Raw genomic sequence first — 24781 nt, forward strand, 5'->3', positions numbered from 1 at the left:
TACGATGAAATATATAAATAAATCTATCATAATTGCTGCGATGGGTGTTGCTACGATGGCACTAAATACGTCGTGTAACAATGATGATTTCTTATCAGTAGATCATTATGATATTCTCCCCGCAGATCAGATGTTCAAAACTGAAAAAGATGCTGCAAGTGGACTTAATGGTATTTATGACTGTTTGTTTGCAGATAGTAAATATGCTGATGCTTGGAACTATAAACCGCAGTTGTTCTTTGGTTGTCACCCAACTTTGGATACACAGGCTACTGGTTATGATGTTAACTGGTGTAAGCAGGGCTGGACAGCTGATGATGCGGATCTTGGAAAGAGTTTTAATTATTCTTATCGTGCTATTGGTCGTGCAAACAATTTCCTAAGCGGACTTGAGAGTTCAGATAGTACAAAGAGTTTTAAATCCTATAAATATCTTGATGGTGAAGCTCATGCACTTCGTGCATATTTCTATATGTTCCTTGCAGAAAACTGGGGGCGCGTTCCTATGCTTGCCAGTGGAGAAACCTTCATTAATACACCAGATAAGGCTTCTGCCGAAACTGATGATGAGATGTGGGACTTTATCATAGCCGACCTTAAGCAAGCTGCAGACGAGCTTGATTGGATACCTTATAACAAAGAGTATGGACGTTGCACAAAAGGTATGGCTTTATCTTATCTAGGTGATGCTTATATGTGGAAAGCATATAAGGCTCGTTTTAATGGTAAGGCTGACGAAAGTAAGCCAAATTTGGAACTTGCTAAAGCAGCTCTGTCTCAGGTCGTACATAGTGGCACATACGACTTGGCTCCTTCTTATTCTACTCTTTGGGATGTAGATGAAGCCTGGCCAAAGGAATGTGTATGGCAGGTTGTAAATGATATGGGTGTCGGCAATTATGGTAAATATGATTCTGATGCGCACATCTTTAACAACTTCTTTGCAGCTTCTACCAATGGTGGTGGGGGTTGGGGATCAGAGTACCTTTCTTGGGAACTCTACTTCTCTTATGAGTTAGGTGACAAGCGTCGTGATGCTTCAATGTGTACAAGCCCTGTTGCTGAACTTCCTATACAATATCGTTCTGCTACTTCTTATGGTCAAAATCCATTCATGCAGCAGACACTTGGCTCAAAGGATAATAATGGTTACATGTTTGCAAATGGTGGTGAGTATGCTCCTGCAATTTGGACGATGAAATTATGGAGATGTCAGCGTGCTCAGTGGTCAAATCCTCATTCTCCATGTCACTTCTACTACAAACGTTATTCTGGAGTTCTATTTGACTATGCAGAGTGCTTATTCCGTTTGAATGGTGGTGACGATGCTGAAGCTTGGGGTATTATAGATCAGATTCGTCAGCGTGCATTTGGTAATACTGAAGTTGGTCAAGGTGCTGTACTAAATAGCAAGTTTAATAAATATTACAAGAGTCTTGCTGGTCTAGGTGGATATTCTGATTATGTAGCAAAAGACAATTATCCAATCCCTTTCAATTCAGCAACGGTTCCTGTTGAATCAGCTAAGGATTACTATACAAAGATTAAGAATGAGGGACTTACTATTGATGGTGTTGGCGTTGTAAGTAAACCATTCGCAGACTGTGAACCATGGGAAGTTGCTCTTGGCCAGGAACGCCGTAAAGAATTTAGTTCTGAATGGAATCTTAAGGCAGATCTTCAGCGTAGTGATTTCTTAGAGAAGTCTATAGAATATAACTATCCTAAGGGGGTTGGCGTACCAAATACAGACCAAGGAAAGAAGAACAATTGGCATTATTATCGTAATTGGGACTTTGACAAGCAGCGTCTTGTAATGCCAATCCCACAAAACGAAATATTGAGAAATAAATTGATTAAGCAAAATCCTGGTTACTAATGTTTTTACACTTAGTTGTTTGGTAATTAAGTTAAGTTTTATAGGAAGAGGGCATGTTGTTATGACATGCCCTCCTTTTTATTTATAGCCGAAGCGCATCGAAAATAAATAGTCTTTTTCAATGCTTAATAAATTGTATGTACAACGAACATACATTGCTGCAAAGATTATGATATTAAGCAATCATACTATGATTTGTATGAAATAATGTATATAAAACAAGGACAGTGTATAAGCTGTATTAACATATATTATTCAATGTGTAGTTTTGTGTAATATTTGTCTGATTATTATTTTGATTTATATTCTATAAATAGTAATTTTGTCATGCTGAAAGAATAAAAGTAATGGGAACAAAGCAAGAAATATTTCTTGCTAATTGTAGTAAATAATTTCAGAATATAATTATGATTAGAAAAACATTAATTACAATTGCGATGCTTTTGGTTAGCAACCTAGGATTTGCGTCGAACAATAATCGCAACGGACTGGTTGGCAAAGGAGATAGTTGCGTTACCGAGAATGACTATTTTCATGCTTTAGACTATTTCCAAAAAGCACAGAAAATACGTGATACAAAAGACCTTCAGATGAAGATCGCAGACTGCTACTATTGTAGATACCAACTAAAGGAATGTACAAAGATACTTGAGAATATAAGCGAGGATAGTTTGAGTCATGATGCTTTTAAAGAATTGTATTATGCCTATGGTGCAATGGAAAAACCTTCTACTCAGGAAATTTATGGTTATGCTCTTATTAGGCGTTTTCCTATGGATAGTAGAATCTTAGCTAGCCTTATGCATCTGATAATTGATAATGATAAATATGGTACCCGCCAGTTTCTTGCCGTAGAATTTGGTGAGAAATATTATAAAAAGGACTCGGATAACGTGGAGGTTAATCGTGCACTTGCTCAGGCATATTTCTTTTCTCAGAAATATGATAAATCACTTAATATGTACCAAAGGCTATTGCAGGAAAAGGATACCACATTTTCTGGGTTATATTATACAGGTTTATGTTATGAGTATCTTCATAACCTCGATTCTGCCAAGGTGTATCTCCAGAAAGCTGTGAACTTGTCTCCAAAAAACCCAGTAGGAATGTATCGCCTAGGTATGGTTGAGAGTCAACTCCATCTGAACTTAGAAGCAATATCTCATTTAGAAACAGCAGCTCAACTCTATCAGCCCAGTCCAACATTGATGAGACTGATCTATAAAAATTTGGGTCAGTCGGAAGCTGAATCCGGAAATAAAGCAAAAGCACTTGAAGCATGGAAGAAAGCCCTCGCTTATGAACCTGATGATGACATTACCTCTAAAATTAAACAGATAAGCGCCAGTAAATAAACTTTAGAATATATCATGTAATAAATGTAGAAAAATATCTGAATTACTTGAATATAAGCATTGTCAGTTTATCTTCGCTCATAATATCTGCAGCAACATTCTGAATACTTTCTGATGTAATAGCGTCTATGTTAGCATATAATGAAGTAATGTCTTTTTCCCAACCATAGTGCAAATAACTCTTGCCAAAATCAAGGGCAAAGTTTTCCTTATTGTCACATGACACTCCTATCTGACCTTTTATTTGTTTCTTTGCGGCTTTCAACTGAGTTTCTGATAAAGGCTTGTCAATAACTTTGTGCAATTCTTTCTTCACAAGTTTTATACATTTGTTTACGTCGTGCGGATCGCATCCGAAGTAAATGTCCCATATTCCAGTGTCACCATAGCTTACTATACTGCTTTCAACGGTATATACCAACCCTTGATGTTCGCGAAGACTCATGTTAAGTCTGGCACTCATTCCTGGTCCGCCAAGAATATTGTTAAGCAGGTAAAGACTCATTCTTCTGTCATCATGGATATTATAACTGCGGTTTCCTATCATCACATGGGCTTGGTGAGTACCTTTGTCAATTTCAATAATCTGACTCTTGTATTCTGGTAAAGCTTTACTTATGTCTGGATTAATCAACGGCTTGCAAGGTGCGAAGTCGGCAGTTGCCTTTGCAAGTTGTTTAACAATACGTTTGAAGTCTACATCTCCATAAATGAAGAATATGCTATTTTCAGGACGATAGTATTTGTCTGTGAATCTTTTAGCATCTGCTGTTTTGAAACCTCTTACGAGTTCTGATGTACCCAATATGTTGTGTCCAAGTGGATGCCCTTTGAAGAGTACATTTTCAAACTCGTCATATATAAGGTCTCCAGGTGAGTCCTTATAACTGTCTATCTCGTCGCAGATTACTTCAACTTCTTTATCTATTTCCTGTTGTGGATAAGTGCTGTGGAATACTATGTCTGTAAGAATATCAATAGCTTTTGCCGTATGCTTTTTCAGTATAGCTGAATAGTACACGGTATCTTCTTTATTTGTGAATGCGTTAAGGTCACCTCCAACACTTTCTAAATAGTTTATGATTTGCCAAGGGCGTCTGCGTTCTGTTCCTTTGAATGAAACATGTTCGCAGAAATGGGCTATTCCATCTTCTGTTGGTAGTTCGTTTCGTGTCCCTGCATTTATTTCATATCCGCAATATACCACATCAGATGTTGATGGTTTGTGAATAATGCGTAACCCGTTATCAAGAGTAAAAGTATTGTATGTCATATTGTGTGCAAAGTTACTTAAAAATTTGCAGATGCCGCTGATTTCGATTATATTTGCATCCAAAATCTAAAATATACAATATAAATATAAATGCGTAAGGTAATAGGAATTGGCGAGACAGTACTCGACATTATTTTTAAGGAAGGTCAACCAGTGAGTGCTGTTCCTGGTGGTTCTGCTTTTAACGCCATAATTTCTCTTGGTCGTTGCGGAGTAAATTCAACTTTTATTAGTGAGGCTGGTAATGACCGTATTGGTGATTGTGTAATCAATTTTTTAAAGGATAATGGTGTTAATGCCGATAATGTGAATATCTTTCCCGACAGCAAGTCTCCAATCTCTCTCGCTTTCCTTGATGAGAATAATAATGCCGATTATATATTTTATAAGGATCATCCTCATGACCAATTGGAGTTTGTCTATCCGGAAGTAAATCCTGATGACATAGTTATCTTTGGTTCGTTTTTCGCCATTAATCCTGTTGTTCGTCCACAAGTTGCTGGCTTTTTGGAATATGCCCATAACCATGGTGCCATATTATATTATGATGTTAATTTCCGTTCTCAACATAAGGACGAAATAATGAAGATTACTCCAAATCTCATTGAGAATCTTGAGTTTGCTGATATAGTACGTGGTAGTCATGAAGATTTCGAAATACTATATAAGCAGCCAGATGCAGACAAAGTTTATAACTCTGAGATAAGTTTCTATTGCAAAAAGTTTATCTGCACTCGTGGTAGTGAACCTGTTGCTATACGTGCTGAAAATAATTTCGCTAAAGAGTATGATGTGTTGAAGACCGATGCCGTAAGTACTATTGGCGCAGGAGATAATTTCAATGCTGGCTTTATTTTTGGTATGCTTAAATCTAATATCACTCACTATGATATTGAGAACGGACTTACTGAGAAGCAGTGGGATTGTCTTATATTGTCTGGTTTGTCTTTCTCAGCAGAATGTTGCAAGGATATATATAATTATGTAAGTCCTGAGTTTGGTGAAAAAATGAAACTTAAGAAATAATCATATAAACTTTTGATTCTTTAGTAACTAGTTATAGGCGTATATATGCTTTATGCGCAATTACTGTGGGGATTCCATTGTATAAGATATTTTGGATATGAAGTTGTAATATTCAAGTTTATGACAATGAAATATATTTTTGCATCTTTTTGTTCAATGAAAACATCATAGTCATGTCTTTATAAAACCTTAAAGATGAAATCAAATTCATCTTTAAGGCAAAAATATAAGAAATGCGTTATCCCATGCAATTAATGCTGTTGTAAATAATCTAAACTTTATGCAATCTGCGGAATTCTGCAGGAGTTGAACCTGTGGCATGACGAAAGTAGCGTATGAAGAATGAGGCGTCAGAGAAATTGTATTCGGCAGCTATCTGTTTGATAGAAGAATGCGATGTGCGTAAGTTCAGTTTTAACTGCATTATCACATATTCATCAATAACATGTTTTGCCGTGATACCTGTTTTACGAGATATTATTATTCCGAGATATTTGCGTGTTATGCATAGTTTTGATGCATAATAATTTACGTCTCTAGAATGTTTGTAGTCTTTTTCAAGTATAGCCATGAATGCATTAAAAAGTTCGTTTGTGCGCTGGCTACCAATTTCCTCTATCTGCTCTTGTGGATTGTTGCGTATATGTTCATAGATTCCTAGAAAAAACGATTTCAACATCAATAATACTATATGGTCGGTCTCTTCATAAACAGGATTTGATAGATAAAACGAAATATATGTAAACATTGATTCAACAACATTCTTTACAACTTCAGGGTCGCTACACTTACGGTCGGTGCGTAAAAATGAATAAACGGCATGTTCTAATTGCAAACTAGCCTCACGTAACATCGAATTACTATATTCCAATACGTCAACACAAAAATCAGATGTTGGATTATGAAGCTGTACGCCCTCACCTGGAAATATAGTCATAACTTCGCCTTTTGATAAATCCCAGTGATTAAAATTCACTTGTATGCGTGCATATCCATAACGACAAAGAATGATAGCTCCTCCGCTTGTTATTGTTGGGGAATCGATGTATTCTTTCAATGAAGTACTGTATATTTTTGCTTGATTCATTTTATTTTTATTCTCGTTTAGGCTGCAAATATAGCCTATTTTTCTTTAAAAAGGATAATATATGTCCCAAAACGTCCATAGACGTGGACTTTAAGTTTATTAACATTTGTCTAAATAGCAGTAACTTTGCACCTGAATTATAAATGTTCTCATTAATATATATAGTAGAGACAGGGTCGTAATCCCACAATTAACGATAGGGTAAAAAGATTTATTTGAAATATAGATATGACTAAAAGATTTATTTTGACAATCACATTGGTTGTGATTCTTTCTGTTAATGCCAATTCGCAAATAGTGAGAAAGATGAGCATCAGTGATATGTTTCAGTTGGCGGAAAGCAATAGCCGTGAACTAAATTCACAGAGGACAGGACTTGAAGTAGCTAAAGAAGGTGTAAAAGTAGCAAAAAGTGAACGCTTGCCAGACATCAATGTAAAACTAAATGCCAACTATATGGGTAACATTCTGCTTACTGACCGTGACTTCACAAATGTTCATGGTTATAGTGCGTTTCATTTCGGAAATGAGTTTGCTGTTGATGCACAACAGGTGGTTTATGCCGGTGGAGCAATAAATGCAAACATAAAATTGGCACAACTTGGTAAAGAACAAGCTGGATTAGGTCTGGACATGAGTCGCGAGAATATCCGTTTTATCGTATTAGGTGAATATTTGGATTTGCAGAAACTGCAAAATCGTGAAAAAGTAATGGAAGATAATATAGAACTAACAGCTAAACTTATAGCTAATATTGAGGAAAAACATAACCAGGGTGTTGCATTGAAAAATGATATAACACGATATGAACTGCAAATGCAGACATTGCGTCTCACACTCACAAAGATACGCAATCAGCGTAGCATAATAAATCATCAACTATGTAATACTTTAGGACTCACAAATTCTGATATTATTCAGCCAACAGATGATACTGCTTCTGCCATATTCAGCAAAGATGGTGAAACTAAATGGCAGACCGAGACAGTTGATCAGTCACAGCAAATTAAAATTTCCAGAGTGAATGAGCGTATAGCTGAACAGCAAATAAAAATAGCAAAAAGTGACTTTATGCCAAAGGTATCTCTTGTGGCATGCAATGATTTAAACGGACCTATAACATTTGAAATTCCGTCTATAAACAAGAATCTTAACGCTTGGTATGTCGGAGTTGGAATAAAATACAGCCTGTCGTCTATTTTCAAAAGCAATAAAAAGCTTTCTAAAGCTAAACTAGCATTCAAGAATGCAAAAGAACAGACGGATGTTGTGGGCGAACAGCTGAACAATCAGGTGCAAGCTGCCTATACACAGTATTTGGAAAGCTACACCGAATTAGAAACACAAGAAAAAAACGTTGAATTGGCGCAGCAGAACTATAAAGTGATAAACGAAAGATATATAAATCAACTTGTTTTGATCACCGACATGCTTGATGCCTGCAATATGAAACTGGACGCCGAACTTAGCGAGGTAGATGCACGCATTAATATTGCTTATGCATACTATAAAATGAAATATATAGCAGGACAACTTTAATATAAAAAGAAAATATAATAATAAAAATGAACAAGAGGAAACAAGTATTAAGAGCTTATAATATCATAGTGATAGCGTTGTTGGGCATAGGAGTAATATATGTTTGTAGCAGGTTTGTGCATCTTGGCACAGTTGAATATACCGACAATGCAATGGTTAATAGAAATATTACTCCTATAAACACACGTGTACAAGGATTTATAAAGGAAATAAGATTCAAGGAGTTTCAACATGTACACAAGGGAGATACTCTTGTAATAATAGAAGATGCAGAATACAGACTTGCACTAGCCCAGGCTGAGGCAGGAGTGAAGGGAAGCAAGAGTGGTAGCAATGCAGTGAGCGCAACCATCAACACGGTGGAAAGTAATATTCATGTAGCCAGTGCTGGTATTAACGTTGCTGGAGCAGGTGTTGCAGAAGCACGTGTGGGAATGCAGAACGCAAAGAGAGACTATGACCGTTACACAATGCTTTTAAAGAAAGATGCTGTAACGCAACAGCAGTTTGACAATATAAAGACACAATACGAAGAGGCTCTCAGTCGCTATCAAGGTGCTGTGGCAAAAATGAATCAGGCGAGTGCAAACAAAAACGCGACTGCTGTAGTGAAACATGAACAGGCTCAACGACTTGGACAGTCTAATGCTGGAGTGAGCGTAGCACAGGCAACCCTGAATTTGGCACGACTAAATTTATCATATACTGTGATAACGGCACCCTGTGATGGATATGTGGGTAGAAAAAATATTCATGAAGGGCAGCTAGTACAACCTGGACAGTTGCTGGTTGACATGGTAGACCAAGACGAGATATGGGTTATTGCCAACTATCGTGAGACTCAGATGGAAAATGTTAAAGTTGGAATGCCTGTTGAGTTTAAGGCAGATGCTATTAGCGGTGTTACTTTCAAAGGTCGCGTGCAGAGCATTAGTTCGGCTACAGGAAGTGTATACAGTAATATTCCTATTGATAATGCAACAGGAAACTTTGTAAAAGTAGAACAGAGAGTTCCTGTTCGTATAGAACTCACACGAGATAATAATATAGCAGATGTAAAACGTCTTCTTTCTGGTTTGAATGTAGAGTGTGAGGTAGACTATTAATGATAAAAATAAAGGATAATATATGGCAGATACATTTATAAGTCATCCGTTTGTAATGCCGTTTGTGAAGCCTTTTGTTCCAAAAAAGCTTCAGCCTTGGATATATTTTTCATTTATCGTTATATTTCAGATGGTAAATTGTGTGTATCTGGGGTCACTAGAACAGATGGTTGGCGAATGTGGTATGATGAAAGAAGACGTGACGATGATAGTTATGTGTGGTGTTCTTGGTGTAACAATGCCATTCCCTATACTTTTCAGACTAAAGTTCAGGTTTACCAATCGTAACCTTCTGATGTTCTCAATATCAGGAATGATATTGTGTAATTTTCTAGCATTGTGGGTACGCTCAATTCCATTGCTTTGTATTTTCTCTTATGCCTGTGGCTATATGAAGCTTATGGCAACATTCGAATGTACATCTAATATTCGTTTATGGATGACTCCGAGACGAGATTTCAGAATATTCTTTCCGTTACTGTATATCGTAGTTCTCGGCGATATGAGCTGGAGTTCATGGATAGCTATACAACTCACATATTACTGTGGATCATGGATGGCAATGCAATGGTTTGTTATATTGCTGCTAACGTTCGTCTTATTGGTTGTGTTTTTCTGTACTCAACATTATAGATTCATGAAACCGATACCGTTTATCAGTATAGACTGGTTGGGTTGTATATTATGGTCATTGTTTATACTTGAAGGTATATTCATATTCAACTACGGTGAATTTTATAATTGGTGGGACGGGACAGTTTGGCGCATTGTATTAATGAGCATTCCTGTAACATTATGGCTCGCAATTCAGCGCATGTGCCATATACGACATCCTTACATATTACCAACAGCTTTTAAACACAAGACGTTGATACCTATATTGGGCATGTTTGCTGTGGCAGAGCTGATGAACTCCACACCGAAAGCATTACAGACTGTATTTATGGGGGCGGTTTTGCATTATGGAACAATGACAACGTCTAGATTCGATTTGATAAATATTGTTGGAGCAATGACAGGTTGTCTATTCAGCTTGTGGTGGATGAAGATGCTTCGTTTGAAATATACCACCCTACTAACAGTCGGATTTATATTCCTATTGGTATATCAGGTATGGATGTATTTTTATATAACCCCAGATCTTAATATAGAAAGATTATATTTCCCTACTTTTATACAGAATTTTGGTTATGCAATATTTTTTGTAACGCTTACCATATATCTTCAGGATTTGATGCCGTATCCAAATTTCTTTTTGGGAATGACTATAGCCGGGTTTATTCGTAATGGTCTTGTCGCTACAATGTGCAATGGTGTTTATAGTTACATGTTGAGATATTATGTAACCGACAATATGGTATCAGGTAGACCTTATGACTATATGCAAAGTCTGATTATGGGTATAAAGCAAATGTATGGGGTTACATGTGTTGGGGGAACATTCTTTTTACTGCTGCTAATGCTGTGGCATGTTCAACCAGTGCGTTCAACCTTAAAACACATTCCTTATTGTAATGTCATTGGAAGAGAGATGAAGAAAGAAATGAAACACGAAGAATAACTTCTCGTTGTATGTAACAAAAAAGAATAAATTCCTTTTGTTTTGTCTGCGATAATCTTTATCTTTGCAGAAAGATAAAGATTATCATGGCAAATCATCCTTTATGGCAAGAAGAATACTGGTTGCCGCTTATGCAACTGTATCTGAAAAAACCAGTGGGCGTGAAGGCGATTTACTCACGCGCAATGGTAGAACTTGCATTGGAACTTAACATAGAGCCACAATTTCTCTATGAACAGATGTTTTGGCTTAGACGGCATTCTACGCCAAGTCTGAATTTGTTGTGGAATAAATTTACTAACCATTTGAAGAAACTTAACGCCGATGTTGAACAACTACGACTGATGAGAGGTTTTAACCATCCAGATGAATTTTATCGTGGAGTGGAAACTAAAGATACTTGGCAGAATGATTTCAAACCATTAAAGAATTATTATGCAAATTTGCATGAAAGCAAAAACATACTGATGCCTTTGCATCTGATCATAATCTTAGACCTATATTTCCACCTTACCCCTATAACAATGGTTAAGGAGACATCTGAAATACAGGATTTGGCAAAACTTACAGACATCGATGCCGGAGTGATCGTTGATGTCATGGATGCTTTTCAGCAGTGTGATCCATATTTTAACAGAATTACATTAGAGGTAAGTCCGCTATTTGATAGCTGTCATGATATATGGCAAAGATATGGTAACGGAAATCCTAAGGAACTTGCTGCATTAGCGTCACAACTTAAAGAATATTTTAGAAAGTAAGATATGGCTCAGAAATTAGTCCAGACACAAGAACAGAAGCTAGCGCAGGTGATGCGTCTGTCACAACAGCAGATGTTACAGGTACACCTGCTGGAAATGCCTTTGACAGAATTGGAAGAGAATATCAATACCGAACTTGATGACAATCCCGCACTTGAAAGGGATGATAATGAGATGGGACTGACCGATAGTGATGATAATTTCGCTGACGGAGATGATGACTCTTCTGATTTTGATGTGCAGGTAGAAAAGGAGGAACGACAGGATGCACTCGATGCTGCACTGGAAAGTATTGGAGGTGACGATGTAATGCCTTCGACTTCCTTCTCAAACAGTAATGATAATGCTGACTATGAGGAAATAATATATGGGGACACCACTTCTTTCTATGATAGATTGAAGGAACAGATGGATATGATGTCTCTTAATAGTGAGCAGCATGAAGTTATGGAATATCTGATAGGAAGTCTTGATGATGACGGACTTCTTAGAAAAGATTTGGATACAATAAGCGATGAACTCGCCATATATCACAATATTGACGTTGCGACTGACGAAATAGATGATATACTTAAGATGCTGCAAAGTATGGATCCTGCAGGTATTGGCGCGCGCTCACTTCAGGAATGTCTGCTATTGCAGGTTCAAAGAATGCGAGAAGATGATAAGACCTCTGGTAATATCCGACTTCTTGATGCTATGGAAACTGTATTCAAGGATTATTTCGATGAATTTACTAAGAAGCATTGGGATAAAATCCAGATGCAGATGATGCTCAATGATACACAAATTGACACTCTGAGAAACGAAATAAGAAAATTGAATCCTAAACCAGGGGCAGCACTAGGCGAAACTGAAGGTATAAATATTCAGCAGATAACTCCTGATTTCATTGTTGATACAGCTGATGATGGTTCTGTTTCTTTTACTCTTAATCAAGGAAATATTCCAGAGTTGAAAGTTTCTCCAACGTTCTCTGAAATGGTTGACACCTACAGGAACAATAAGGAGGGCATGAACCGACAAACAAAGGAAGCATTGCTCTATGCGAAGGGAAAGGTAGACAAGGCACAAGGATTCATAGAAGCTATAAAACAACGTCGCCATACTCTCACAGTAACGATGAAGGCTATCATAAATTGGCAGAGAAAATTCTTTCAAGACGGTGATGAAAGCGATTTGAAACCAATGATTCTTAAAGATATTGCTGACAAGACAGGACTTGATATATCAACAATAAGTAGAGTAAGTAATGTGAAATATGCCCAAACAAGATGGGGAACGTTTCCATTACGTTTCTTCTTTACAGACTCATATACAACAGATGATGGGGAAGAGATGTCTACAAGAAAGATAAAACTGGCACTGAAAGAAGTTATTGATAAGGAAGACAAGAAAAAACCCCTCAGTGACGATGCCTTGGCTAAAATAATGAAGGAAAAAGGTTATCCTATTGCACGACGTACAATAGCAAAATATAGAGAACAGATGAATTTGCCAGTAGCAAGATTGAGACGCTATTGACAATTATATTCTGAAACGACAAAAAATATGAAAGAAAAGGATATTATATTAACTGCAAGAATCGCCAGTATGGTGTTTACTCCATTCTATTTGCCAATAGTTGGTTTGCTGGCATTGTTTCTCTTCAGTTATCTGGGGCTTTTGCCTTGGTCATACAAATTCACAGTATTGGCTTTGGTGTATGCTTTCACCATACTGTTGCCTACACTGCTGATACATTTGTATCGAACATATCAGGGATGGTCGCTTATAGAGTTGGGCGTAAAAGAGCGAAGAATGGTACCATATGTTATTTCAATATTGTGCTATTTCAGTTGCTATTACATAATGAGTATATTCCATATACCTCATTTTATGGGTGGAATATTAGTCGCTGCGCTATTGATACAGTTGATATGTGCCATAATAAACGTATGGTGGAAAATATCGGTACATGCAGCGGCAATAGGTGGCGTAGCAGGAGCATTGCTGGCATTTGCACTGATATTCGATTTTAATCCTATATGGTGGTTATGCCTGACATTAGTCATATCTGGTGTTGTAGGAACAAGCCGTATGGTATTGCGTCAACATTCGCTGTCACAGATAACAGTAGCGTGGATACTGGGTGTTATCGTGGCGTTTATGGCTATAGCAATTGTGTAAAATTATAAATGGCAACAAAATTTAAAACAAATAATAATATGAAACCAGTAGTAAGCATTATCATGGGCAGTACAAGTGATCTGCCTGTTATGGAAAAAGCGTGTAAATGGCTTAATGATAACGAAATCCCATTCGAAGTAAATGCTCTCTCCGCGCATCGTACTCCTGATGCTGTTGAGACTTTTGCAAAGCAAGCTAAAGAACGTGGTATAAAGGTTATCATTGCGGCAGCTGGTATGGCAGCTGCATTACCAGGTGTTATTGCTGCATCTACAACATTGCCTGTTATCGGTGTGCCAATTAAGGGTATGCTTGATGGTCTTGACGCAATGCTTTCTATAATTCAGATGCCTCCAGGCATACCTGTTGCTACAGTTGGAGTTAACGGTGCTCAGAATGCTGCTATACTTGCAGCTGAAATGATTGCACTTTGCGACGAAGATGTAGCTAAGAAGATTGATGCATGGAAGGCTGGACTTGGCGCGAAGATAGAAAAGGCTAATAAAGACCTTGCAGAAATTAAAGATTATAAATTTAAATGCAATTAAGACATTCTCTGTTCTGTTGAAATTGATAGGAATGTTTAATATTTATGGATATATTTAATTATCAGCGCCGTGACACAACTGTTGTTCATGTAGGCGCTATAGACATGGGCGGTGAAAATCCTATACGTATTCAGTCCATGACCACCACAAATACTAATGATACCGATGCTTGTGTAGCTCAGGCTGAAGATATTATTAAAGCTGGTGGAGAATTCGTTAGGCTCACAACACAAGGTAGCAAGGAAGCAGAGAATTTAAAGAATATCAATGCCAAGTTGCGTGCTGATGGTTACACGACACCACTAGTTGCCGATGTACACTTTAATCCTAACGTTGCTGATGTTGCTGCATTATATGCCGAGAAGGTAAGAATTAATCCAGGCAACTATGTCGATCCTGCTCGTAAGTTTATAAAGCAGGAATATACAGATGAAGAATATTCGCAGGAACTGAAGAAAATTAAAGACCGTTTCATTCCATTCCTTAATATATGCAAGGAAAATAATACAGCTATTCGTATCGGAGTGAACCACGGAAGTCTAAGCGACCGCATACGTAACAGATACGGTGATACTCCTGAAGGCATTGTAGAGAGTTGTATGGAGTTTCTTCGTATATGTAAGGAACAGGATTTTAATGATGTCGTAATATCTATAAAATCTTCAAACACTGTAGTTATGGTCTGTTCTGTACGTCTTTTGGTCGAGCAGATGCAGAAAGAGAATATGAAATATCCTTTGCATCTTGGAGTTACCGAGGCTGGAGAGGGAGAAGATGGACGTATAAAGAGTGCTGTAGGAATAGGTGCATTATTATCTGATGGTATTGGTGATACTGTTCGTGTAAGTCTTAGTGAAGAACCTGCTGCCGAGATACCTGTAGCTCGTCATCTTGTAGACTATATATCAAATAAGGCTGGTCATCTTATAGTTCCTGGGACTCAGGCAAATGAGTTTGATTGGGTTCATCCTGAACGTCGTTTTACCCGTGCAGTAAATGGTATTGGTGGAAGTAATGTTCCTGTTGTGATAGCAAATGGAAAAGGGAATCCTGATTCAAGTGCTGACGGACAAAAGGCTGACTATCTATATGTAGGCTCTGAACTTCCAGCAGAATTAGATCATAACCAGAATTATATATTAGACTTTAATGTATACGCTGAACTTCAGGCAAAAGGAAATCTTCCTGTTGGCGAGAATTGCGCAAAGGGTATATATCCAATATTCCCTATTACTGCAATGCCATTTATCAGTATGATCAAAGCCGAATTGAAGTTTCTTGTTCTACAGTTTGGTTCTCCTACAGAAGAATATCTTGCTTGTTTAAAGACACATCCTGAGGTAGTAGTGGTATGCACAAGCAATCATCAGAACAAATTAGCCGATCAGCGTGCTCTTGTTCATGAAATGTGGAATAACGGGACATTCAATCCTGTTGTCTTCACACAGATGTATCGACATACGAAAGCAGAGAGAAGTGATTTCCAACTAGAGGCTGCTGCAGATATGGGCGCATTGATGATAGACGGACTTACCGACGGTATTTGGCTGATGAATGATGGTGATATTGCGAATGATGTAATTACTGACACAGCTTTCGGAATACTTCAGGCAGCACGCCTTCGTACTAGCAGAACAGAATATATCAGTTGTCCAGGATGTGGTCGCACTCTATATAATCTTCGTGAAACTATAGCTGAAATTCGTGAGGCAACAAAGCACATGAAAGGCTTGAAAATAGGTATCATGGGGTGTATCGTAAACGGTCCTGGTGAGATGGCTGATGCCGATTACGGATATGTCGGTGCTGGAGTAAATAAGGTTTCATTGTATCGCAAGCAGGTGTGTGTGGAGAAAAATATACCACAGGAAGTAGCAGTGGAACATCTTTTAGCATTAATCAATAACGATCAAAAACAGAAATAGAAAGACTATGGAACTAAAACAAAAATATCTAGCCGATGAAAATCGGTATGATTGCTCAGAAACGTTCTATCGCCGTTGTGGTAAAAGTGGAGTGATGTTGCCTAAGATATCACTCGGTTTTTGGCATAATTTCGGTGGTGTGGACCCTTATGAGCGTAGCCGTGCCATTACTCACTATGCCTTTGACCATGGAATAACGCATTTTGATTTGGCAAACAATTACGGTCCTCCATACGGAAGTGCTGAGGAAACAATGGGAAGACTCATGGACGACAGTTTCAAACCTTATCGTGATGAACTGTTTATTTCCAGTAAAGCTGGTTATGACATGTGGGAAGGTCCTTACGGAAACTGGGGATCAAGAAAATATCTTTTTGCTAGCATTGAGCAGAGTCTGAAACGCATGCACCTTGATTATGTAGACTTGTTCTACAGCCATCGTTACGATCCCAATACACCTTTGGAGGAAACTCTTCAGGCTCTTGTTGACATCGTGAAACAAGGTAAGGCTTTGTATGTTGGTATAAGCAGATGGCCTTTAGAAGCATTGAAGTTTGCTGACAAGTATCTAAAGGAGCGTGATGTTCCTTTGCTGATATTTCAAGATAAACTCAATTTGCTAAATCGTGGTCCACAGGAAAGTGGAACTCTTGATTATTGCCATGATAATGGAATTGGCTTTATAGGCTTTTCGCCATTAGCTCAGGGCTTGCTTACCGACAGATATATCAATGGTATTCCTGAAGATAGCAGAATGGCTCAAGGGAAATTCCTTAAGAGTGATATGCTTACACCAGAACTTATTGCTCAGTTGAGAGCGTGGAACGTTGAGGCTTCGGCACAAGGTAAGACACTTGCCGAGAAAGCTTTGTCGTGGATTTTAGAACAACGTGGCGTAACAAGCGTTATCGTTGGTGCCAGCTCTGTTGGCCAGCTAGAAAAGAACTTAAAGGCTGCTGAATAGCCAATCCATCATATCACATATGCCATATTTAATATGGTATATGTGTATGTTTACTTTAGATAATCTATACTTATAAAATCTATAATCATGAATATTAAAACTAGAATTATAGCCACGTCGTGTGTAATCGTTTTATGGTTTAATAATCTAAGCATCCTTGCTCAAACGCAGCAGAATCCAAATCTGGATTTTGGAAATCCAACTACTGAAGAAATGAAAATGACTTCTTGTTCTGTTGAACCTAATGCACCTGCTGTAGTGTTGTGCAAATTAGATAATGTAAACTATGAAATTAGAGATAATGACTTTTGTGTTGTTTATGACATAAAAGAGCGTATTAAAATACTGAAACCAGAAGGAAAGGACTATGCCAATGTCAGTATCAATTATGTCGACTTTCAAGAAAATCCTATGAACAGTGAAAAGATAAGTGGATTGAAAGCTGTGGCTTTTAATATGACTGACGGAAAAATAGTAAAGTCAAAGATGGATGACAAACTTGTATTTCGTGAACGCCTTGACAAGGAAGACATGCTGATAAAGTTTACTGTTCCCCAAGTTAAGGTTGGTACAGTCATAGAATATCAATACAAGATAGTGAGTCCTCTTTATTATAATATAAGAAATTGGTATGCACAAGCCTCAATCCCAACAATGTATTCCTATTACCATTTGGTTGTTCCAGAGTATTTTCAGTTTAACATGGAAAACACGAGTATATATAAAATGGAGCAAAAATTAAACCCTATTGGATGTGCCTTTAATTATAATGGAGAAAGTTTGAACTGTAACGGATGTGAATATAAGTTCACTGCATGCAACATGCCTTCTATTAAAGAAGATGGCTTTGTTTGGCATGCTAAGGATTATTGTAATAAGGTAACGGCAGAGCTTAACAGTATTCATCTTCCAGGAAATTATTTTCAGAATTATGCCAATGAGTGGAAAGATATTGATAAGTCTTTGCTTGATGATGATGATTTTGGACATCGAATGAAAAAATCTAATCCATTTAAGAATGAAATGACGGCTGCTAAAATCTATAATCTAAAAGACAATACAGAAAAGATTGTCGCAATATATCAATTATTGAAAAAGAAGTTGAAATGGAATGGTGATTATGGCTTTTGGGGACGTTCTTCTCGCAACATTCTTAAAGATGGTAGTGGTGACAATGCTGATATTAATTTTGTATTGATTAACATGCTTAATGATGCTGGTGTTAAGGCTGCTCCTGTCGTTATGAGCACACGTGACAATGGTAGATTACCTCTTACTTATCCTTCGAGGAAATTCCTTAATACTTTTGTTGTAGGTGCATACACCAATGATTCCACGATGGTATTTATTGATTCGTCAATAGATGATGGATACTTGAATGTCTTACCGGCTAAGTTGCTAACGAATAGGGCACGTATAATAGAAAAAAATAATTGTAGATGGGTTAACTTGCAGAATATAGCACAAGCCAAAAGAGATATTAGAATAAGTGCGCAGCTTAATCCTCAGGGGGTATTGACGGGTATGGTTAGATGTACAAGTCTTAATAATCTAGCCGCTAGGGTAAGAGTTGATTTTAAACATGCAAAAGACAGTGCTACTTTTGTAAGCCAAAAGGCTCGGGAAGAAGGTATTGAAATAACCAAATATAGTATTAGTGACAGAACGTCATTCTCGCCTTCTGTTTGCGAAGACTATTCGTTTTCAAAGAATTGTGAAGCAACAGCAGACCATATATATGTCAATCCTCTTGTAATCATTCCTATAAATGATAATCCATTTACTGAAACTGAGCGGAAACTTCCAATTGAATTTCCATACAAACAAACGATATTGTTAAATGTACACATGACAATTCCTGAAGGATATGTTGTTGAAGAAAAGTGTAATGGTGCAAGAATTGAAACGCCTAATAAAGAGATATCATGCCATATAAAGTGTTTGGTTGATGATAAAACCTCTTTTGTACAGTATAGACTAGATATAAACGATACTTTTTTTGGTGTAACAGACTATAATATGGTAAAGGATGTTTATGCAAAGATATGTGAGTATAGTAAAAATATGTTGGTATTAAAGAAAATGTAATGAAAAACAATATAGCATTATACATAATTGCAGGATTACTGATGTTTTCGCAATTCTGCAATGCACAGACAAATGTTATTGTGTTGGAGGACAATACTCAGGTACAAGTCCATGACAAGTCATCTGTAACATGCAACATGCATAGTATGATCAAGGTTATAAATGAAAAAGGTGCCGATGCTGTTAACTTTGATTGCCAATGCTCCAAGGATGAGCGTATATCAAGCTTTTCAGGAGTGATCACTGACCAGACAGGACGTGTGTTACGTAAGATTAAAAAAGGAGACCTGCTTAAGTCTGAGTATTCTCATGAAATGGCAACAGATGACTATATGATGCATTTTCAATATACGCCACCTGTATATCCAATAATAGTAACTTATGATTGGACTGTTGAAATGTCAAATGGTTTTGTGTCGCTTCCTTCTTTTGCTCCACAGACGGATTATGATGTGGAGGTAAACCATGCATCCTATAAATTGATAACACCAAATGACAATCCATGTAGATATCAATGCATAAATACTAATTGGAAAGTAAACAAAACTACTCTTGGTAATAATACTGTTATTGATGTTTCGATGGATAGTTTGCACGCTATACATAAGGAATCATATTCAAAGCCTATATATCAAATCATGCCACGTATACTTTTTGCGCCTGCTGACTTTGTATATAAGGGTACAAAGGGAAGTATGGCTTCATGGCATGATTTGGGATTGTGGTTTAATGGATTGTTGACCGATAGGAATTTCTTTAACAATACGGCCAAAACCCGAATACATGAACTAACTGATACTTGCAGGGATGCTAAGTCTAAAATAGCTCTTTTATATCAGTTACTTGAAAAGTCTACTAGATACGTGAGTATTCAACTAGGAATTGGTGGAATGCAACCTATTGCCGCCTCTGATGTTTATAATAATGGCTTCGGTGATTGCAAAGGACTGTCAAACTATATGCGTGCCATGCTTAATGAAGCAGGTATTCGCTCTAATTATGCTATAATAAGTACAAAATATGATCGTCAGCTGCCGACTTTCCCAAGTCTAGACCTATTTGATCATGCTATATTACAAGTTCCTTTAAAAGGAGATACAATATGGATTGAATGCACTGCTCCTGATTTAGCCCTTGGATATGTTCATTCAGATATAGCCGGGCACGATGCTTTAGTGATGACAGATGAAGGTGGAAAATTATGCAGGTTGCCAGAATATGCTGATACAACTAATATCCAGCATAGTGATATTGACATAACTCTTGGTCCTGGCAGAATGGCGCTGATTAATATGTCTCAGTGTTCATATATGAGACAATATGAGGACAAACTCGCGCTTGTTTCGGCTGGTGACAAAGAACGTAAAGAATACATTAATGATGCGATGAAAGTTCCTGATGCAGAGATATCAAACATGGATGTCACGTTACATAAGCAGAGTTATTCTGTTCCTTCAATTCAGATTGATGCATGTATTTCAAGTCATGGATATGCCAATCTCACTGGTAGCAGGCTCTTCGTACCTTTAAATCCTTCTCATAGAGGCTTTTCTATACCGGAATCCAACAATGTTAGAAAACATGATATATACAAAAGTTATGGATATATTGATGAAGAGAATATAACAATACATATCCCTGCAGGCTTTACTCTTGAAGCATGTCCACGTGACACTATATGCCAATCACCTTTTGGTAAATTAGCTTTCTCCCTTGCTCATAAAGATAACGACATAAAAGTAAATTATAAACTATTGATGAACAAAGGTCTGTTTAGTGCTGATAAATATTCTCAGCTATATGATTTTATGAAATTATTGGCTTCATTATACAGCCAAAAGATAGTGCTGAAGAAAATATAGAAATATTGCTAACTAAATCATTTCTCCTTTGATCTGATGTTTCGTGGGTGATGTTCAAGAATTTCCTGCCTAAGTGTAGTAATATCAATGTGAGTATATATTTCTGTTGTACCTATATCTTCGTGCCCTAGCATTGCCTGTATGGCACGAAGATCAGCACCACCTTTCAATAATGCAGTTGCGAAGCTATGGCGCATGGTATGTGGTGATATTGTCTTTTTAATACCAGCCTTCTCGGCTTCCTTTTTTATCATTATAAGTATCATCGTACGTGTAAGATGACTGCCTCGACGATTAAGAAATACGTAATCTTCTTCGCCAGTTTTGATATCTAGCTGTTTTCGGTCATAAAACCATAGGTTTAGTTCCTTTATTGCGCGCTGAGAGATTGGTACAAGACGTTCTTTGCGCCCCTTGCCTATTACCTGAACGAATCCCTCATCAAGAAATAATTGAGACAGTTTTAAGTTTACAAGTTCTGAAACTCGTAATCCACATGAAAACAAAACTTCTATTATAGCTTTGTTGCGTTGTCCTTCTTTAGTTGTGAGATCTATTACGTTCTCAAGCTTGTCAACTTCAGGAGTAGACAACACCTCTGGTAGATGTTTCCCTAGATTTGGTGACTCTAGTAGTTCTGATGGGTCAGTATCTATATATCCGTCTAAAAGTAGATAACGATAGAAAGATCTTACTCCGCTAAGTATTCTTGCCTGTGATGTTGGACCAATACCCTTTTCGTGAATAGTGGCAGCAAAGTTCTGTAAATCTTCAAGTTGTAACTGCAATACGTTTTTACTTATCTCCAGACAATAGTCAAGCAGACTTTTTATGTCATGTATATAAGCGTCAACTGTATTAGTTGAGTAATTACGTTCCAATTTAAGATATCTCTGGTAAGCCTTAAGAATATTAGTGGAATAATTCTTGTCTGTTTCCATTTATTTTATTATTTTTGCAAAGATAGTGCAAGTCGAACACAATACAAAATAAAAAGTATTTTTATTTTTATTGTTGAGACGCAGCCTATCTTCGGCGCAGGCAGAGTAGTGCAAGTCGAACACAATACAAAATAAAAAGCATTTTTATTTTTATTGTTGAGGCGCCGTCTATCTTGACCGAATGTAGAATAGTGTAAGCTGGCGCAGATACAAAATATAACAATATATTCTTAAGATTATGAAGATTCAAATCATTAATGGTCCAAACCTCAATTTGCTTGGAGTTCGTGAACCAGGTATATATGGTAGTAACTCTTTTGAGAGCTACCTTCCGCAGCTTAAGGCAAAATATCCTGATATTGAAATAGAATATTATCAAAGCAATATTGAAGGCGAACTGATAGATAAATTGCAGAAAGTAGGATTTTCTTATGATGGAATAGTTCTTAATGCAGGCGCATATACGCATACTAGTATTGCCTTGCAAGACTGTATCCGCAGTTTGAAATGTCCAGTCGTAGAAGTCCATATCAGTAATGTTCATAAGCGAGAGGAGTTCCGTCATCATTCATATCTAAGTCCTGCATGTCTTGGTGTAATTTGTGGATTCGGACTTGCTGGATATGACATGGCAATACAGGGAATATTAGCTAATATACCTGGAAAGAAATGAATAGACACGGAGAAATAAATGTCCCAGCACTGCAAAGTGTTGAAGAAGACATTAACAATTATATAGCAAAGCATATTGATCAGGAAAGCGAATATTTGTTTAGACTTTATAGGGCAACCAACATACATACAGTCCATGGTCGTATGGCAAGTGGACATATTCAGGGACAGCTTTTAAAGATGCTTGTTGGTATGATTAAGCCAAAGAATATTCTTGAGGTTGGTACATTCAGTGGTTATAGTGCCATAAGCATGGCTAATGGACTGGATAGCGACGGAAAGATCTATACGTTTGAGATTAATGATGAAATGGAAGACTTCACTAGAAAGTGGATTGAAGGTTCTGACGTTGCTGATAAAATAGTTTTTAATATCGGTGATGCAAACATCCTTGCACCCAAATTAGGGATAGACTTCGATATGGCTTTTATTGACGGAGACAAACGTACTTATATAGAAACCTATGAGATGACAATGAAGATATTACGCAAAGGTGGATATATACTTGCTGATAATACATTATGGGATGGACATGTAATAGATCCTGCTTATGATCGTGACCGGCAGACTATTGGCATAAGAAATTTCAATGATCATGTAGCTGCTGATGATAGGGTAGAAAAAGTAATATTACCAATACGTGACGGATTGTCTTTGATAAAGAAGATAAAATAAACCTCTATTATACTGTACGTTCTACCAGAAAAAGTTTTTTTAATGCCACTAATGTCATAATGTCACAAACCCTTTGTTTATCGGGCTTTAGCCAGTGACATTAAGTGACATTATCGGGGCAAAAGTGGCATTAAACTCCAACTCACACCTATTTTTGGCGTTTTTTTCACAATTATGCTATTTACATAATACATATTTGTGCTTATAAAGTTTTATCGAATATAAAGGCAGGTTTCTTGAACAGCATGAATAATTCAAAAATCTACTCTATACATATATATAAATATGAGAGAATGATTTTGAAGGATGCAAATAAATATAGAAACTGAGTGAATAAACTATTACCTAAATTTTCGGTTCTTCGTCAATTTAGGGGTGATATTCTCAATAAACGTATTCCGGCTAGAGTCAATTCGCGAAATAAGGCATAGTGATTAGACCCTTATCACTATGCAGTTTACGAAGCAGTAGGGAGTGATAAGGGCCTTATCACTATATTGTTCTATTTGCGTTATAAAGTTTCCAATCCTACGATCAAAAGTTTCCATTCCGATATGGGAAAAATTGTGCTTAAAGACGACCTTGCGTTGTGATGATACAAAATCAGCTCAAATTACGCTCTATTTTACGTTTTATCGTTATAACTGCTATTAATTACGTAGCTAGAACGTAGCTTATCGTAGCTAATATTTTTGTTTATATTTTCAACAATGCCTTTAAACAAGGGACTTTCAAGCATGAACGTAGCTGTGTAGCTATTTATTTAAAAACGCTTAGAGGGGAATTCTGTAGTTAATTACATGTTCTATTATGACAATTGAAAGGAAATCAACAAGATGTGTTACTTCTTAAGGATATATTACTGTAGTCCCAATACGCCAATACGTTTGCTTTATATTTTCGAAGGATAGTGTTTATATAAAGGAAAGCCCGCTAGCATAATTTACGAAAAATTGCGAAATATTGGTGTGATTTCAATTATATTGTCACTTTTACCCCAAGATTGTTACCGAATAATCACTCGGGAATGCTGATAAACAGGGGGGGAAGTGATGAAGTGACGATTATTTCGGTTCTTCTCTAATTTAGTTGAAGAATATATGCTCCAGAACCATCTTTCTTCTTAGTAATTTAATGCCTGCTCTACCATACATAGTTCTCTTTACAGCTTTTAGCTTATTTACAAATCCCTCTGTGATTCCATTTGTGACATTTTCCCTAATGGTATTTAATATAGCTCTATAATCGAGTTTTACGCCTGTTAAAAATGTCTTGAGCGTCCTTATCTTTGTTTTCCAGTATTTCTTCATCCATCTAATAAGTCTGCAACTGTCCGTACCAGTGATAATA

At 37.0% G+C, this 24781-nt stretch carries 20 protein-coding genes; 16 read left to right on the forward strand and 4 right to left on the reverse strand.

The window, feature by feature from the left end; genetic code table 11:
* Positions 1-4: 4 nt before the first annotated feature.
* Both B045_RS0107255 and B045_RS0107260 read left to right on the forward strand, forming a co-directional pair.
* The gene (locus B045_RS0107255) at positions 5-1879 is read left to right on the forward strand and encodes a RagB/SusD family nutrient uptake outer membrane protein (RefSeq protein ID WP_018463613.1); all 1875 of its coding nucleotides are present in this window, start codon (positions 5-7) and stop codon (positions 1877-1879) included.
* A gap of 407 nt (positions 1880-2286) precedes the next feature.
* Positions 2287-3234 (forward strand): tetratricopeptide repeat protein, encoded by a 948-nt coding sequence (locus B045_RS0107260; RefSeq protein WP_018463614.1) that lies wholly within the window; start codon positions 2287-2289, stop codon positions 3232-3234.
* A gap of 43 nt (positions 3235-3277) precedes the next feature.
* Here B045_RS0107260 and B045_RS0107265 read toward each other — a convergent pair whose 3' ends face one another.
* Positions 3278-4507, reverse strand: coding sequence for a M16 family metallopeptidase (locus B045_RS0107265; protein ID WP_018463615.1), 1230 nt, complete (start codon positions 4505-4507; stop codon positions 3278-3280).
* Between the two features lie 90 nt (positions 4508-4597).
* Between B045_RS0107265 and B045_RS0107270 the strand changes: the two genes are divergently transcribed.
* Positions 4598-5533, forward strand: coding sequence for a PfkB family carbohydrate kinase (locus tag B045_RS0107270; RefSeq protein WP_018463616.1), 936 nt, complete (start codon positions 4598-4600; stop codon positions 5531-5533).
* Between the two features lie 271 nt (positions 5534-5804).
* Here B045_RS0107270 and B045_RS0107275 read toward each other — a convergent pair whose 3' ends face one another.
* Entirely contained in the window at positions 5805-6620 is an 816-nt protein-coding gene (locus tag B045_RS0107275) for a helix-turn-helix domain-containing protein (protein WP_018463617.1), read from the reverse strand.
* Positions 6621-6848: 228 nt separating this feature from the next.
* On the opposite strand from B045_RS0107275, the gene B045_RS0107280 reads away from it, so the two are divergent.
* The 11 genes from B045_RS0107280 (at position 6849) to B045_RS14420 (ending at position 21143) form a co-directional block, all read left to right on the forward strand.
* On the forward strand, positions 6849-8159 hold the full coding sequence (locus tag B045_RS0107280; RefSeq protein WP_018463618.1) for a TolC family protein: 1311 nt from the start codon (positions 6849-6851) through the stop codon (positions 8157-8159).
* 26 nt (positions 8160-8185) lie between these two features.
* On the forward strand, positions 8186-9265 hold the full coding sequence (locus B045_RS0107285) for an HlyD family secretion protein (RefSeq protein ID WP_025884054.1): 1080 nt from the start codon (positions 8186-8188) through the stop codon (positions 9263-9265).
* Positions 9266-9287: 22 nt separating this feature from the next.
* Complete coding sequence (locus B045_RS0107290) at positions 9288-10826, forward strand: hypothetical protein (protein ID WP_154650126.1); 1539 nt, start codon at positions 9288-9290, stop codon at positions 10824-10826.
* Between the two features lie 86 nt (positions 10827-10912).
* A complete protein-coding gene (locus B045_RS0107295) occupies positions 10913-11587 on the forward strand; it encodes a hypothetical protein (RefSeq protein WP_018463621.1) in 675 nt (224 codons plus the stop codon).
* Between the two features lie 3 nt (positions 11588-11590).
* The gene (rpoN, locus tag B045_RS0107300; protein ID WP_018463622.1) at positions 11591-13111 is read left to right on the forward strand and encodes an RNA polymerase factor sigma-54; all 1521 of its coding nucleotides are present in this window, start codon (positions 11591-11593) and stop codon (positions 13109-13111) included.
* A 27-nt stretch (positions 13112-13138) separates the two neighbouring features.
* The gene (locus tag B045_RS0107305; protein ID WP_018463623.1) at positions 13139-13756 is read left to right on the forward strand and encodes a phosphatase PAP2 family protein; all 618 of its coding nucleotides are present in this window, start codon (positions 13139-13141) and stop codon (positions 13754-13756) included.
* A gap of 38 nt (positions 13757-13794) precedes the next feature.
* Positions 13795-14304 carry a 5-(carboxyamino)imidazole ribonucleotide mutase gene (gene purE / locus B045_RS0107310; RefSeq protein WP_025884056.1) on the forward strand — a complete coding sequence of 170 codons (510 nt, stop codon included), beginning with the start codon at positions 13795-13797 and terminating at the stop codon, positions 14302-14304.
* 44 nt (positions 14305-14348) lie between these two features.
* Complete coding sequence (locus B045_RS0107315) at positions 14349-16229, forward strand: 4-hydroxy-3-methylbut-2-en-1-yl diphosphate synthase (RefSeq protein ID WP_018463625.1); 1881 nt, start codon at positions 14349-14351, stop codon at positions 16227-16229.
* Between the two features lie 7 nt (positions 16230-16236).
* Positions 16237-17193, forward strand: a complete 957-nt coding sequence (locus tag B045_RS0107320) for an aldo/keto reductase (RefSeq protein WP_018463626.1) — start codon at positions 16237-16239, stop codon at positions 17191-17193.
* 87 nt (positions 17194-17280) lie between these two features.
* A complete protein-coding gene (locus B045_RS0107325) occupies positions 17281-19281 on the forward strand; it encodes a DUF3857 domain-containing protein (protein WP_018463627.1) in 2001 nt (666 codons plus the stop codon).
* The gene (locus B045_RS14420; RefSeq protein ID WP_018463628.1) at positions 19281-21143 is read left to right on the forward strand and encodes a DUF3857 domain-containing protein; all 1863 of its coding nucleotides are present in this window, start codon (positions 19281-19283) and stop codon (positions 21141-21143) included. The genes B045_RS0107325 and B045_RS14420 overlap by 1 nt, the downstream gene beginning before the upstream one ends.
* 17 nt (positions 21144-21160) lie before the next feature.
* On the opposite strand, the gene xerA is transcribed toward B045_RS14420, so the two are convergent.
* A complete protein-coding gene (xerA, locus tag B045_RS0107335; RefSeq protein WP_018463629.1) occupies positions 21161-22084 on the reverse strand; it encodes a site-specific tyrosine recombinase/integron integrase in 924 nt (307 codons plus the stop codon).
* Positions 22085-22322: 238 nt separating this feature from the next.
* Here xerA and aroQ point away from each other — a divergent pair, with 238 nt between their 5' ends.
* Together aroQ and B045_RS0107345 are read left to right on the forward strand one after the other, a co-directional pair.
* A complete protein-coding gene (gene aroQ / locus B045_RS0107340; RefSeq protein ID WP_018463630.1) occupies positions 22323-22757 on the forward strand; it encodes a type II 3-dehydroquinate dehydratase in 435 nt (144 codons plus the stop codon).
* Positions 22754-23431 (forward strand): O-methyltransferase, encoded by a 678-nt coding sequence (locus B045_RS0107345; RefSeq protein ID WP_018463631.1) that lies wholly within the window; start codon positions 22754-22756, stop codon positions 23429-23431. Before aroQ ends, B045_RS0107345 begins: the two co-directional genes overlap by 4 nt.
* 1085 nt (positions 23432-24516) lie before the next feature.
* Here B045_RS0107345 and B045_RS0107350 read toward each other — a convergent pair.
* A partial coding sequence (locus tag B045_RS0107350) for a transposase (protein WP_018463238.1) occupies positions 24517-24781 on the reverse strand: 265 nt, incomplete at its 5' end.

Origin of the sequence: Segatella paludivivens DSM 17968 = JCM 13650, from assembly GCF_000373185.1 — a bacterium.
In the GTDB taxonomy this organism is placed as follows: Bacteria; Bacteroidota; Bacteroidia; order Bacteroidales; family Bacteroidaceae; genus Prevotella; species Prevotella paludivivens.